This is a genomic window from Aquitalea sp. ASV15 (assembly GCF_016429115.1).
GTDB lineage: Bacteria > Pseudomonadota > Gammaproteobacteria > Burkholderiales > Chromobacteriaceae > Aquitalea > Aquitalea magnusonii.
This window is the reverse complement of record NZ_JAELTZ010000007.1, coordinates 30861-44072: the sequence shown is the minus strand read 5'-3', so window position 1 is coordinate 44072 and position 13212 is coordinate 30861. Positions and strand designations below refer to the sequence as shown.

Annotated in this window: 15 protein-coding genes; 1 reads left to right on the top strand and 14 read right to left on the bottom strand. The window is 58.3% G+C overall.

Annotated features, from left to right (window positions below; genetic code table 11):
- From JHD64_RS04645 to JHD64_RS04580, 14 genes are all read right to left on the bottom strand, one after another.
- Positions 1 to 171 (bottom strand): hypothetical protein, encoded by a 171-nt coding sequence (locus tag JHD64_RS04645; RefSeq protein ID WP_199052427.1) that lies wholly within the window; start codon positions 169 to 171, stop codon positions 1 to 3.
- Positions 168 to 524 (bottom strand): hypothetical protein, encoded by a 357-nt coding sequence (locus JHD64_RS04640; protein ID WP_199052426.1) that lies wholly within the window; start codon positions 522 to 524, stop codon positions 168 to 170. Before JHD64_RS04640 ends, JHD64_RS04645 begins: the two co-directional genes overlap by 4 nt.
- Positions 525 to 608: 84 nt before the next feature.
- Positions 609 to 1295 carry a hypothetical protein gene (locus tag JHD64_RS04635; RefSeq protein ID WP_199052425.1) on the bottom strand — a complete coding sequence of 229 codons (687 nt, stop codon included), beginning with the start codon at positions 1293 to 1295 and terminating at the stop codon, positions 609 to 611.
- A gap of 12 nt (positions 1296 to 1307) precedes the next feature.
- On the bottom strand, positions 1308 to 2615 hold the full coding sequence (locus JHD64_RS04630; RefSeq protein ID WP_199052424.1) for a hypothetical protein: 1308 nt from the start codon (positions 2613 to 2615) through the stop codon (positions 1308 to 1310).
- A gap of 79 nt (positions 2616 to 2694) precedes the next feature.
- Positions 2695 to 3012, bottom strand: a complete 318-nt coding sequence (locus JHD64_RS04625; protein WP_199052423.1) for a hypothetical protein — start codon at positions 3010 to 3012, stop codon at positions 2695 to 2697.
- A gap of 5 nt (positions 3013 to 3017) precedes the next feature.
- Positions 3018 to 3407, bottom strand: coding sequence for a hypothetical protein (locus tag JHD64_RS04620; protein ID WP_199052422.1), 390 nt, complete (start codon positions 3405 to 3407; stop codon positions 3018 to 3020).
- Positions 3408 to 3409: 2 nt separating this feature from the next.
- Positions 3410 to 5638: an Ig-like domain-containing protein gene (locus tag JHD64_RS04615; RefSeq protein WP_199052421.1), complete on the bottom strand. Its 2229-nt coding sequence runs from the start codon at positions 5636 to 5638 to the stop codon at positions 3410 to 3412.
- Position 5639: 1 nt separating this feature from the next.
- Positions 5640 to 6161, bottom strand: a complete 522-nt coding sequence (locus JHD64_RS04610) for a hypothetical protein (RefSeq protein ID WP_199052420.1) — start codon at positions 6159 to 6161, stop codon at positions 5640 to 5642.
- 3 nt (positions 6162 to 6164) lie between these two features.
- Positions 6165 to 10292, bottom strand: coding sequence for a tape measure protein (locus tag JHD64_RS04605; protein WP_199052419.1), 4128 nt, complete (start codon positions 10290 to 10292; stop codon positions 6165 to 6167).
- A gap of 115 nt (positions 10293 to 10407) precedes the next feature.
- A complete protein-coding gene (locus JHD64_RS04600; protein WP_199052418.1) occupies positions 10408 to 10767 on the bottom strand; it encodes a hypothetical protein in 360 nt (119 codons plus the stop codon).
- Positions 10768 to 10816: 49 nt separating this feature from the next.
- Entirely contained in the window at positions 10817 to 11569 is a 753-nt protein-coding gene (locus JHD64_RS04595; protein ID WP_199052417.1) for a hypothetical protein, read from the bottom strand.
- Positions 11566 to 11751: a hypothetical protein gene (locus tag JHD64_RS04590; protein WP_199052416.1), complete on the bottom strand. Its 186-nt coding sequence runs from the start codon at positions 11749 to 11751 to the stop codon at positions 11566 to 11568. The genes JHD64_RS04595 and JHD64_RS04590 overlap by 4 nt, the downstream gene beginning before the upstream one ends.
- Positions 11752 to 11762: 11 nt before the next feature.
- Positions 11763 to 12182 carry a hypothetical protein gene (locus JHD64_RS04585; protein ID WP_199052415.1) on the bottom strand — a complete coding sequence of 140 codons (420 nt, stop codon included), beginning with the start codon at positions 12180 to 12182 and terminating at the stop codon, positions 11763 to 11765.
- A complete protein-coding gene (locus JHD64_RS04580) occupies positions 12182 to 12613 on the bottom strand; it encodes a gp436 family protein (RefSeq protein ID WP_199052414.1) in 432 nt (143 codons plus the stop codon). The genes JHD64_RS04585 and JHD64_RS04580 overlap by 1 nt, the downstream gene beginning before the upstream one ends.
- 122 nt (positions 12614 to 12735) lie before the next feature.
- On the opposite strand from JHD64_RS04580, the gene JHD64_RS04575 reads away from it, so the two are divergent.
- Positions 12736 to 13176: a hypothetical protein gene (locus tag JHD64_RS04575; RefSeq protein ID WP_199052413.1), complete on the top strand. Its 441-nt coding sequence runs from the start codon at positions 12736 to 12738 to the stop codon at positions 13174 to 13176.
- The last annotated feature ends 36 nt before the right edge of the window (positions 13177 to 13212 follow it).

Here is a 13212-nt window from a genome sequence, read left to right as displayed (position 1 = left end):
CTAGAGTTTGGCGATCTGATAGATCAGGTTGAGGTCTACATCAAAGCCTGCGTCACCTGGCGGTCCCGGCGGTCCCTGCCGGGCGACTTCAACAATCGTTTCACGCTCGGTAACAACGACCTCCAGCACCTCTCGAACCGGGGTCGGGATCAGTTCAATCACCTCGGTCATACCAACACCCCTGGGCGGACCTCAATCCGGCCCGTCATGAATGGATCGACCCTGCGCGGCTCTGCGCCGGGCCACGTCACCCGCAAATCAAAAACGGCATTACGCCAGGTGTATGCGCGGGTGATGTCCTCCTCGATGCGCAGGTTGATGGCATTGCCGCTCACCGTGATGCCGGCATTATTAGTCGTGAGATGGATCAGGGCGATGCTGCTATCTGTGCTGGCTTTAGCGACCAGTTCGAACTCAGCCCCAGTCAGATCGACAGGCTGGCCACCCGCGATCCATTCCCATGTATGCAAGAAAGTGCAGCCCTGGACGATGGTTAGCGGGTCTTTACGGACATAGGGGAGCAAAGTGGCCTCTCAAAACAAAACACCGGACATTGAGTGCCAAGTGTCCGGTGTTTCTGCTGAGGAGGAACGGGGGAAAGGGTTCGGTTAACCCGCTGCGATCCGTACTTCATTTACGATGTAGGCAACGCAGTTCATCCGGTCCAGGAAAGCGTCAAAGTGCCATGTAACAAGGCCGCCAGTTCCCATAGTCGGCCAGTTGACTGCGCTGCCATCAGCCTTTTTCCAGCGGCCTGCGGTACCGCCAATCTGCACTGGATTACCGCCATTGCGAACCAGGGTCACCCGGAAACGGTCACCCGGAAAAATTGAATCAGGGGACAGCATCAGAAAGACCGGGTCCGGGCTGTCGTATGCGCTGATATCAATGGATTGTGCCGGCCAGTCGATCTGCAGATTGGACTGATACATGCCTGCCCCGACCCAGTGTGGATAACCCATGGCGGCTTGCAACATCGCGGCCGTCACCGTCACAAACACCCGGCATGGCACAGCGTCCCAGCTGATTGAATTTTGATCCACCCAGTTGCCAGCCAGCATGACGGGCTCAGCACCTCGGATGATCTGGTCTTCTGATACACGCAGCTCAATGATTTCACGCTGACTTCCGTCAATGGCTTCAATCGCTACGCGCATCGCGGTATGACCTACCAGCATTTCCCGTGTTGGGCTGGCATTCGGCCAAACGGCGGCCACAAAGTTGCTGGCATTGCCAAACGCCTGCTGATCCAGCCCGGCCAGCGTCACATCCGAGTTATTAAACATCGAAAACATATAAACCTCCCGTTAAACCCAACACAGCTGTTCTGCAAGCGTACTGCCGGCAGCTGGAACACTGACCGCAACTTGCCCGGTAACCGGGTGTTTGCTGGCGTAGACAAACTGAAACTTGTTCCCTTGCTGAAATGACAACCGCTGAGCCTCGCTGAGGCTCCCCTGGTTCAGCTTCTGACCGGTCACAACATCGACAAGCTGCCATTTTGCGGACTCATTATCCGACCACGCTGCAACCAGCAGATCCCGCGCTAGTGAGTAGCACCCCATCCATACAACGGCATCATCCCCATAATTAAGTCCGCCGCCGCCCAGCAGGGGCTTACCATTACTATCGGCATCAACACCAGTCGCGCTCATGACCACCCAGCTGTCCCAAATATCCTTATCCCACACGGCGCTGATGACCTCTGCTCCCCCAAACGTGATCCTTGTAGTCACCCGGCGATGCACCTTGTTGCTGACACGTACAGACCAAAGTTTGGTTTCAAGGTAGGAGTAAGGTACACAGGCATAGTCTTGCGTCAGAACGCTATGGGCCTCGCAGGTGATGGGCTGTGGCTGATCATCCCGGTAGGCATAGCCGACGATGCGACTATAGGTATGATCATGTGGGTAATAAGCGGTGACGTTGGTTGCCATCGGCTGGATAGCTAAGCGATTGGCCGTCATGCCGTATTGCGCATCACAGGAGCGTGCGGGCTGCGTATAGTCCCGTAGCTCAAGTCCACCGCCCTCTACAGGTACAGCTTGAGTGACCGTAAAGCTATTAAACTGCGTGGGAAGGCTGCTCGTATTCGGCAGCTCTGCCATGGATATCTGTGGCGTGCCACCGACTGGCCAGGTCACCGTCATTTCAAAAAAACGGCACTCTGCAGACCACAATTTCATGCCGATGTTATCGCCACCCAATACCGTGCTGGCCGCAAACACAGCACGGTGGCCAGCTACGTCCAACAGTTTCCAATAGAGCGGCTCATTGATTGCCGGAATACCGGTCACACTATGTATTTGTTGCGACGGCCAGATCGTCCACCAGATTGCCTTTATGCCACCACCCGGGATGGTGATCGCAAGATTCCGGTTGGTGCCAAAACTCATGAATACCGCAGCATCACCGCGATAGCCGGGCTCAGTCATCAGCTGCTGGCCATACAGCTGCCCACCCGACACGATGGCATAAGGCAACCAGTAGCGGCCGGCAGCCTGTTCAGTAGCGGCATCGGGATCGGTACCTGCAACAAAGCCAGGCACCGATACGGCATAGCAAAAACCTGTCCCAGGGAAAGCATAGCCATCCTGCTGCAGGCCATTAGCCATGGTGACCGTGCCGTTTTTACACAGCCCGTGTACGGCATGTCCGAGGCGATTAATCTGCAGCGGCAGGGGGCCGCCAAGATCAGGAGGCGGTAGGCTGGGCATAGTTAAACACCACCTCCCTGGCAGATTTATTTTTCATCACAACGCTTTTGATTGGCTGATATGCAATCTGCAGCAGCCCATCCGACGTGACTGCCTGCACAGTCGGCCAGTAGCTTCTGGACTGCTCGGTCAGCGGCGAGTCAATCCCACCGCTGCCCGCCGTACCAGCCGGCTGAGTTCCTTTTGCAGTGGCACCGGGAATCCCTCCCCGCGCCGGCAGCGCCGGTAGCCGCTTGGCTGAGGCAGCCGGCTGCTGCAGCGCCTTGCCGATAATGTCGGCGTCCTGCTTGCTCATCCCGCTCATAGCGACACCTCTTTCACTTCGCTACTGCTGATCGTCAAGCCGGCATGAGAGCCCGTGCTGAGACCAGCACAATCCACCTGCAGCCAGATAGCGACCAGGTCATCCAGTTGGGCAGCCAATGCCAGATCGGCACCCGGCACTGCGCTGCTGAGATCCGCTTGGGTTAGTGCCAGCCGAAACGCGGCAGGCTGGACGTCGCCAGTCGAGACGACAGATAAGCGGATCGGCTGGCCATCCGTCGACATTGTCCGCACGCCAGCAGCCGGGCCAACATACAGCCGCTGCTGGAGTGGACTGGCCAGGGCATCGTTAATACCAGCTAGCGCCAGCTGGGTCACTGGCTGGGTTCGGGCGGCGTCGTAATACAGTGCAAAAGAGAGCGACATAGCTACCTCAGTTCAAAAGGGTCAACCGGTATGGCCACACTGATCTCATAAGACATCGGGCGGTCAATCGGGTCGGTCATGTATGGATGGATAGCATTAGTGGTCAGGGCTACCGAGCGCGGATATTGCGAAGTCGTGTCACCGGTCGCACCCGTAGTCCAGGATGTGCCCGCGATCAGGTCACCTCGTCCTTCCCACGCGCTCGGGACCGGCACCGTGGCCGATTGCGACAGATTGGCCGCACCGGTAATGGACGGACTCTGCAGCGGCTCATCTTCGGCGGTGCCGACTCCCACCAGCGCACTGATGGCCAGCTCGATGTCCGTCTCAGCCCTGCCGCTATCGATTGCGTAGCGCTCGACAAACCGGGCAACTTTGCCGATAGCGTGCAAGTCAGCAGAGTCAACTTGCAGGCGCTGCGACAGGTCCAGCGTTGCGCTGGCCACGGTCGTGAAGGTCACCCGGCTAGCGCGGTGGCTTGCGAGTATCTGACGACGGGCCTTGGCTGCCAGGCAGACCAGAGCGGCATCGATATCGGCGCGTGAAACAGTCGGCAGACTTGTGTAATCGGTGCTGGCCTTGATGACCGGTTCGACCTTGAGGTCTTTCTCCCAGGCATCGGCATTAAAGCTGCTGGTGGCGTCGACGGCCGCAGTTGCCCCTTGGGTTTTACGGGTGCCGAGTGCCGAGACAGAGTCAGGCGCAGATACCGTGACACGCCAGCGCTCGGTCACCGGCTGAGCGATGCGCCGATGCAGCCACAGCGTTGCTGCCTCACAGCGCGGATCGGATGCCGGGTCTCCGGTGTACTCGTTCTTGAAGATCAGCATTTCAATGACGTCGGCGGCCGGACCTGGGGCACCGTTGATGATATTGCCGTTGCGGTCGATATAGCCAACGACTGCGCTACCTTGCTTGGGTGATGTGTAAGTCGTTTTGTCGACGATCCAGCCGGACTGGCTGGCGGCCGATTCGAACAGCGACCGCTCCGGGAGGATGAAGGCATGGCCATTACGGCCGAGCACCAGCTCCGGGTATGAAATGCCCATCGTCCACTGGTAAATCGTTTCGGCAAGGTGCAGGCGAGGGTAGCGGTATTCCAGCGTGCAATCGGTGCTGGCCACTTTTTCGCTGGCTGCAGACGATACCGCCCCTTCGTTCGCCTCGGCAGCCGTGGCCACGGTGAATGAGGTTCCCCATGCTTCCCACGTCCAGCTGCTGGTCACCGTGATGTGCGGGGTATGTATGCCGGGGGCCAGCGCATACGGCGGCTGTACCGCAAAATAGCCTGCACTGGATGCCGTAGTCACCACACTCTGACCACCGATGGTCAGGGTGACAGTTGCACCTGGTTCAACTGTACCGCCAATCAGCGGCCGAGCGTTCGCGGTCAGATTGTCTGTTGCCGATTTGCCGGTGTCGTTTGTACTGTCGTGAATTAGCCCGCAAATGCTAGTCGTTGATACTGCGCCCAGTCCGACCTGGTCATTGGTGACCAGGTTGGTGACATCGCTCAGCGCTACCGGCCGGACCTCAAGCGAACCATCCTTGATATCGTCGTCGGTCACCGTCGCAGCTTGGCCAGATCCGGCCCACTCGGTCAGCCGTGGATTGCCGTAGGCATCAAGATCAAAGCTGCCAGCAACAGTTTCAAGTCGGCCTTCGGCATACTGCAGGCTATTTGCTGCCTCGCTGCCGACATGGTCGGACCAGTAACCACCGATCATAGCCGCAAGGGCTGAGCGGCTGGATTGCGCCAGCAGTTCATGGCGGTTATCGGTACCGTGCAGGGTGACACGGCCGGCTTCAAGGTCAAACTGTGGCAGGGATACTTTGCCGGTAAAGCGGCGCACCCAGGCACCACCGATCATCGGCTGGACATCAATCACCAGGCTTTGTCCACCAAAGCTGGCAAGGCTGTCGCCGGCAGCCAGGCTCAGCACCACTGAAGCGATACGCGCAGCGCCTTCCTCGGCTTCAATCTCCAGCTCACCCTCGACCCGGCCGGACAGATCCACACCGCCCACCAGCACCCGGACATCCCAGCCTTCTGCCGGCAGTGATACCGGTAGCACTGCCAGGCTGATCGGAGTGAAAAGCGACCCGGTTGGCAGCGTCGATACGTCCAGCGTAATCGGCACCGACAGTTTGCTGGCACTCGGCGGAGGCGTACTGCCGCTGGCAGCATAGGCATTGATCGGTGCGCTATTGATGGCAGAGCCGTTGATCATCTCAAGCTTCTTCCAGCGTCAGCGACCATGTGTAATTCAGGCTGCGCGGGTCGCCCTGGTCCGATACGGCAGTCAGATAGCCGGTCAGGCGAGGCCAGTACCAGCAGACATAGCTGTCCGCACCCGCGACCGGATTGAGCGTCAGCACCGTGCCGGCCAGCACCGCATGCGTCGGCACCAGTTCGCCACCCACCACGGCAAAGCCACGCGGCGGGATGTCCTGGCGAAGTGCCGGCAGGGTAAGCAGCGGCAGATGGCTCTGCAGCGCACGGGCGGTCACGCAGTCCAGGGTATGGACTGCCGTCTGATCAATGCCCGCAAAAGGCATGACATTCCAGCCGCTGCCGGACAGAACGGTTTTAACCTTGGTCCAGTGGCTCTGCATCCTGGCCTTACCGGTGCGGGCCCGGAACAGCTGGCGGCCACCGAGCTGTTCATAGGTCTGGTTCACTTTCAGACCGGCCCGGATTGGAATGACCTGGCCATCCAGTGCAAAAAACTGTGCATATCGATTTGCATTCATGGTTTATTTGCCGAATTTGAGGTTGTGTTTTAACGCGGCATCGCGCAGCTGTTTAACGGAGGACTCCGGGGCCTGCACGGTGATGGGGTCGGTTGCACCAGGTAGCCAGATATTGAGTGGGCTACCGGACTGGCCCATGGCAGCACTGCCGGTGCTAGCCTGCAGGGATGGCATGGCCGATATCGCCCGGCTGACTGCCGGCAGCTGGCCCACGACACCGCCCGTGGCAAAGCGCGGCAAGCGCATCTGGTTGATGGCATGCAGCAGATCCGGGCCGTAGTAGCTTGTCGCCGCTGCACGGACCACGAATTCGCCATTGCTCAAGCGGCTGAGGATGCTGTCCGATGTGCCGGTACCGGGGCCAGAAATCGCACCGCCGCCAGCGTGTGACTGGATGTCGGGAAGGTTGAGTTTGCTCTGTGCTGCGGCAGTAAGGTCCGAAAATGCAGCCCCGCTCCGAACGTAGTTCACAGCAATCTTGAGCGGGTTTTTATCAGCGACTTTTTGCATTTCACCCAGCAACTGCCCAACATCAGCGCGGGCCGCGTTTTTATCGACCTCGGCAGGGACTGTCGCCTGCGCCGCTTTCTTATCACTGCTTCCTGCTGTAGATGGTCCTGGATTAAGTTCGGATAGAGGCTTATCTGCTAAGCCAATGGTGCTTCTGGCATCTTGCAGAAGCTTTCCATCTGGGCCGACTAGCGCGGTGGAAATCTTGACTGGGTTCAGCTTGGACGCTTGCTGGACCATGTTCTGGATGCTCTGTAGATCCGTCACCGTGGGCTTGCCATCCAGACCCACCGGGATTTCCAGCTTTTGGACATTGGCCACTGCAGCTTTGATGGCCTCGACCTGCTCCATGGCCTTTTGCAAGGCTGATTTAGCGTTCTTTTCTAAACCAGCATCCAAACCATCCTGGGCACGACCAGCCTGATCATTGAACAGCTTGAATTCACCCTCAGTGATCTTGCCGCCACTACGCAGTTGATTAATGACATCCATTACACGGCCAAAAGCTGTTTCAGCCGCAGCCGCATCGCGAGTGGCCTTTTGGAAGTCGCCATCAAGGCCAGTGGCATTAGCCGTCTTCTGGCTATCCTGCGCGGCCCGCGCGAGTGCCTGGGCTTTTTGAAGGCTGTCGTAATAGTCGGTAACGCCTTGTGGCTCAGCAGCCTTGGCGGCGGGATCTACCGCTTTATTGTTGGCCCATGCATCCTGATGTTTCTGGCGTGCAGCAACAGCCGCCTGCAGCTGTTCATTCGCCTTGTCGTAAAGGCGCTGCTCACGTGCCAGCTGGACGGCTAGATTTTCGAGTTCACCATTTTTGACTGCCTTGAGTGTATTGGCAGCATCGGTGGTTATCTTGATCCGGCCGGCTTCAAACTCATCTAGTCCTTTGAGTGCCTTTTTATAGGTAATCGCATCAGCTAGATATTTTTGGTACTCCGGGTCTTTATCAGAATCACCACCTGCACGAGTGACATCACGCGCCCGTTGAGTAGCCAGGTCAATCTGAATCCTGTGGGCGCGGTCAAGGTTCTTCCGGTAATCCTCAAGCTGCTTTTTAGTGGAGCTGGCTAGCTCTTCTGCCGAATACACTGCTGTAACAGAACCAGTTCCCGTACCATGATCTTGCTGTGCACCTTCGCGCTCGAGGCGGTTAATTTCCTCCAGTGTCCGACGCTTCTCCTCCAGAGCGTCGTTCTCCATTTTGTACATATCATAGGCGGCAGGAAGAACCTTGGTTGCAACGTCATAAGCCAGCATCAATGCAGACGTCACCAGGCTTAAGCGGGCAGCAACCGCACCAAATACCGATATTAGCCGGCCGCCACCGACGGTCATTTCTGCAGATAGACCACCCCATGCCTTGCTTGCCGCTTGAGAGGCAACTTGTATGGTCTTCCCTGCGACCTGACCGATCTTGTTTGCTGCCCCAGCCTCTACCGCTAGACCAGCACCAGTAGCCACCTTCTCAGCAGTAGATGCCCCACCTGCTACCGTAGTCGTGGCTTTCTTAATACTGCCTTTACCCGTTACTGCATTGACGATGTCGCCTACGGTCTGGGCTTCTTTCAGTGTCCGCAGTGCGGTAGCAGCTTTGGTAGCAGCCGTGGCAAAAGTCACCAGATCGGTGGCCAGTCCAGCAAACAGTTTCTTGGCAGCCAGCGCACCATAAACCGCAGCCACCGCAATGATTGCATCGTGATGCGCGGTGATGAACTTGGCCGTACCGATGGCGATCTTGCCCAAGGCCTGCAGCGCGTCTGCGATGTCGTGGGCGATCTGGGACAGCTCGCCGGTTTCCTTCATCTTCTGCAGTGCAGTCGTCAGCTGTGTGATGCTGTCCTTTGCGAACTGCAGCAGCCCGGCCTGGCCGATGCTGTCCAGGAACTCTTGCCACAAGTCGGTGGCATTGGACACGATGCCATTCCAGGTCTGCATCTGCGAAGCTGCTACACCGGCCGCATCGTTCTCCATGGCTTGCATCAGCGCGGTGATAGCATCCCGGCCGAGCTGGCCGTTCTCGGATAGCTTCATCAGCTCGGCGGCCGACTTGTTCATCGCCTTGGACAGCAGATCCCATACCGGTACCCCGGCCTCGTTGAGCTGCATGATCTCTTCGCCCTGCAGCTTCTGCTTAGTCCAGGCTTGGCCCAGTGCCAGGGTGATGCGCTCCAGCATTTCCTGACTGCCGCCCAGCTTGGCTGCCTGGTCGATGATGGCCTGCATGCTGCCGGCCGTCGGGTCCAGCCCGTAGTTGCGCAGCCGGATATAGGTCTGGGTCAGGTTGGTGACCTGGAACGGGGTATTGATCGCCTGCTGCTTGATGTAGGCGAAGGCTTCACCGCCCTTGGTGGCGGATTTTTCAACGGCGTTTAACTGGGTACGCAGGGTTTCAAACTGGCCGGCCGTAGAGAGGATGCTGCGGGTCAGTGCCAGCGCAGCATTGAGCGACACTACCGCACTGGCCATGGCCACCAGCTTGCCGGCACCGCTCATCAAGAAGCTGCTGGCCGGCATCGTGCCCTGCAGCTCGGCACGCAGTTCAGCAATCCGGGACTTGGTGGCCGTAGCCGCCCTGGACAACTCGGCCATGCTGATGGCCGGGTTCTGCGTCAGACGGGAGAAGGCTGCCGATACCTGCTGGATTTCACGTTGAATGTCGGTCTGGGAGCGTATGCCCAGGACATCGCGGGCAGCACTGGTGCGCTGTGCCTGATTGACCGATGCAGAGGGCGCGGTAAACAGCTTTACCTCGTCAGCGCCACCACGCAGTTCCTGGCGCAAGGCTGCAATCCGGGCCTTAGTCGCCGCCGCTGCCCGGTCCAGCTCGTTGTGCGAGACGGTACCGGTAGCGGCGAGGCGGTCATACGCTGCCTGCACCTGGTTAATTTCGCGGGTTATATCCAGCTCGGAACGGATGCCCAGGACATCTCGGGCGGCACCAGTACGGCGCACCTGGTTGACGGATGCAGAAGGCGCTGTAAACAGCTTGACCTCTTCGGCACCGCCACGTAGCTCCTGGCGCAAGGCTGCAATCCGGGCCTTGGTCGCAGCCGCCGCCCGGTCCAGCTCGTTATGCGAAACCGTCCCGGTAGCCGCGAGGCGGTCATACGCTGCCTGCACCAGGTTAATTTCACGGGTGATATCCAGCTCGGAACGGATGCCCAGAACATCGCGGGCAGCATTGGTGCGGCGGTTCTGGATGACGCTTGCAGATGCTTTTGCAATCGCCATGGCCATCTTGTCCTGCTCGACGGCCAGGTTGCGGGTATCGACACCGGCCGCCGCCAGCGCCTGGCGCATGGAAACTACCGCAGCCACCTGGCCACGCATGGCAGCCTCAGTCTTGATGATCGCGGCCTCAGCCTTCGCCAGTTGCTGGCTTTGCTGCAAGGTGCCGCCAGTGTCTCCCAGTGCTTTGCGTACCTGCTCAGCCGTGGTCTTCAGCCTCACCAGGGCGGTGCCTGTGCTGTCGGCATCATCCTTGGCCTGCTTGAACAGGCTGATCTGCTTGGCTTTGTCCGCCATGCCCTTGAGTGCCTGGCCATAGATGGTTTCCGCCTTGGTCACCGCAGTGACAAAGTCGGAGCTGTTGGCCTTGATCAGGTATTCCAGGGTTTTCATGTGGCGTTTCGGCTATTCAGATCATCAATGACGGCGGCAAAGAAGCGCAGCGGATACTGGGCTGCATTGGGGTGGCCTGCTTCAATCAGCCGGCCCAGATTGGTTTCCAGCTGGCTTAGCTGTTCAGCTGGGCCAGGGCGATCATCTCCGCCTGGGCCTTCGCCTGTTCCAGCCGCGCCTTCATGCCGAAAAAAAGCGGGTTCAACTCCCGGCACAGATCGCGCAGTGTCTGCAGCTCCGAGTCGGCCAGGCTGTCCAGCACGTCCTGCGCCATCGGAGCCATGGCGCGCAGCTCGTCCAAGCGCAGATCTGGCAGCAAGGTGGCATTCATGATCAGATCAGCCTGGTCCGGGATCAGCCCGACATCGCCATGCTGCTGGATCGATGCAACAAGCAGTGCGCGAATATCCGCGACGGTCAGTTCGCGGATGGTGATGACGTGGACACCGATGGGGGTGGGTTTTTCGATACGCATGACAAGCTCCAGGGCGCAGCCAGGCTGCGCCCATCGGTGGTGGGATGGCTTACTTCAGCAGGGTTTCACGTACCCACTGCGAGATGCCGTCACCGGTCTGCAAGGGGTCTGCCAGGACTTCGAACTTCAGGCCTGCACTGCGGAAATCCTTACCCAGCAGGGCATACTTGTCAGCGAAGCCGAACTTGCCCCGGAAGATCTGCACCATCACTTGTTTGCGACTGGCCTTGTTCATGCCATGGAAGATCAAAGAGCGTTCTTTCTGGGAGCCGGCCAGCCACTCGACCACATTGGCTTCTATTGCCTGATAGGCCACCTTGATCTTGGTGCCATCCGCGATGCCACCACCGGCAAGCGGGATAATGCCGGCTGCAGTCGGGAAGAAATCCTTACCGGGGATAAAGGGATCACCACCCGCATTCGGGGTAACGACATAGTCACCCGCACCGATATTTTCCAGTGGCACCAGGACGCCCTGGTAGGCGGTCTGGATTTCGTCTGAAATGGCCTGGGCAGCACGACTCTTGGCCACGCCCATGGTCATTTCGGCAATGATTTCGGGCTGGAAGGTTTGTACCTTCAAATCCAGCGTGACGGCCTTCACCGAGTACAACTTGTCGTAGTTGCCCTGGCCCGTGTATGCATCGCCCAGCTCTTGGGTTTCCTGCTCAATGGTCAAGTCAGCGGTTTCGACCATGGCAAACGGGGTGAACTTGGGTACACCGTACTCAGCAATCAGGATCTGGCCGGAGACCGAGAACGAGTGTTTTTCAGTCGTGGGGATAAAGGGTGCGTAGCTCATGCTTCAGGCTCCGAGAGAGTGGGAATAGACTGCTTGGCCGTCGCCGGCTTGGCAATATTGTTGCGGTACAGCCATTCGGCTGTGCTGGGTGATACTTCCAGCTCCTTGCCAACTGGCCAGGTAGTGCCGGCGTTCTTGTGCTCCACAATCAGCTCGACACGCTCCTTCAGGGGCGATGGCATGGGGTCTCCTTTCATGCGTAGAAATCAGCGGTAAACAGCAGCGGGAAATAGCCCCAGTCGCTCACGTAGACGGCGGCAGGCGGTGTCGAGGCTTGCAGTGGTTCATACAGCGCGGCATCCGGCGTCCAGCCCAGTAGTGCACCGCGCACCTTAGCTAGCAGCTCGCCGGCTTTGGCCAGCATCTGGTCTGCACTGCCCTGGATAGCCGCTACTACCATCCACTGCTGCAGGATGTGGTTCTGGGCTTCCTGCGACTGACCATCACCCGGCAAGACATCCCGCACGTAGATTACGTACAGCGACGGCGAGACTTGCTCGCCACCGGTGACATCACTCAGCTCACCGCGCTGCGCGATCTGGCGGACGTCACTGATCTGGGTTTTGAGCTGGGTGACGATGTGTTTGCCCAGGGCAAGATGGTCGGGACGCATCAGTAGTCCCTCATGCTGCGGCGGGTGAACTTGCGGCGCGGGCCGGACATGACCACTTTGCCGGTGGAGCTGGCCGGGGTTTCCGGAACCGGCAAGCCCAGCGACACCACGCCATTGGCTACGTCCTTGAGCCACTTCACCCCATCGTCGTAACGCTTGGTCACTTCTTCACCAGGCTGGCTGGAATAGAGGAAGTAACGCACCAGGTCGGCCGCTACCCGCTCCAGCGCACCAGGTACAAACGGCACGGGTAAGGTATAGCGCTTGCCCAGATAGGAATTGACCAGCTCGGTGGCGTCCCCGATGGCGCGGGAGACCTTTCCTTGGTCAACTTCGCCGGTATTGGTCGGGTCAGTGACGCGCAGCAGGAACTCCCGCCCGAAGCGGTCTTCCAGGCCTTGCTGGGTGATGTAGGGGGGTGAAGTAGTCATGCCCGCATTGTGCGGGCACGGGGAGTGCAAAAAACGCGGGAAGGGGTTCGGTAGACAGATGGATATGGGTACAATTTACGGCTATGCAGTGATGACAAATCCATCAACACCAAGGTGAGGCCATGTCCATCGAAATTCATAGAACTGAAAAGCCCTCGACAGTGATCGGTACGACTACTGACGATTCACAATTCTTTATCGTACACACACGGACTGGGGGCATGCTCTATAAGGGCTGTCTGAAGTCGGTTTTGGATGCGGTTCAGGAGGTCATTGATCTTGAGAAGGAACTAAAAGCATTGCTTGGCGATAGGTCTAAGGATCATGCCATCAAAGTCAGAACTGTTTATGTCGATGATAAGAGTAACGACGTGACTCTTTTCGTTGACTACTTACATGATCGCAGTGCTAATCCCTTCATTACAGATAATGAAATTATCAAACGCTTGGGACATGGATTTGTTGATCAGAATGGGTCCGGTCGTTACGTAGAGGTTAAAACCAACACAGCACTTTTTTCCTCTGAATCTTTCCACTCGATTGCAGACCACTTTTACCAGTAGCAGCCTGGCCAGGAAAACATCCTGGCCACCTCTCCT

Coding starts and splice junctions, on each gene's coding strand:
- JHD64_RS04645 (WP_199052427.1), bottom strand. CDS start 171: ATGACCGAGGTGATTGAACTGATCCCGACCCCGGTTCGAGAGGTGCTG.
- JHD64_RS04635 (WP_199052425.1), bottom strand. CDS start 1,295: ATGTTTTCGATGTTTAATAACTCGGATGTGACGCTGGCCGGGCTGGAT.
- JHD64_RS04630 (WP_199052424.1), bottom strand. CDS start 2,615: ATGGCTAATGGCCTGCAGCAGGATGGCTATGCTTTCCCTGGGACAGGT.
- JHD64_RS04625 (WP_199052423.1), bottom strand. CDS start 3,012: ATGAGCAAGCAGGACGCCGACATTATCGGCAAGGCGCTGCAGCAGCCG.
- JHD64_RS04620 (WP_199052422.1), bottom strand. CDS start 3,407: ATGTCGCTCTCTTTTGCACTGTATTACGACGCCGCCCGAACCCAGCCA.
- JHD64_RS04615 (WP_199052421.1), bottom strand. CDS start 5,638: ATGATCAACGGCTCTGCCATCAATAGCGCACCGATCAATGCCTATGCT.
- JHD64_RS04610 (WP_199052420.1), bottom strand. CDS start 6,161: ATGAATGCAAATCGATATGCACAGTTTTTTGCACTGGATGGCCAGGTC.
- JHD64_RS04605 (WP_199052419.1), bottom strand. CDS start 10,292: ATGAAAACCCTGGAATACCTGATCAAGGCCAACAGCTCCGACTTTGTC.
- JHD64_RS04600 (WP_199052418.1), bottom strand. CDS start 10,767: ATGCGTATCGAAAAACCCACCCCCATCGGTGTCCACGTCATCACCATC.
- JHD64_RS04595 (WP_199052417.1), bottom strand. CDS start 11,569: ATGAGCTACGCACCCTTTATCCCCACGACTGAAAAACACTCGTTCTCG.
- JHD64_RS04590 (WP_199052416.1), bottom strand. CDS start 11,751: ATGCCATCGCCCCTGAAGGAGCGTGTCGAGCTGATTGTGGAGCACAAG.
- JHD64_RS04585 (WP_199052415.1), bottom strand. CDS start 12,182: ATGCGTCCCGACCATCTTGCCCTGGGCAAACACATCGTCACCCAGCTC.
- JHD64_RS04580 (WP_199052414.1), bottom strand. CDS start 12,613: ATGACTACTTCACCCCCCTACATCACCCAGCAAGGCCTGGAAGACCGC.
- JHD64_RS04575 (WP_199052413.1), top strand. CDS start 12,736: ATGTCCATCGAAATTCATAGAACTGAAAAGCCCTCGACAGTGATCGGT.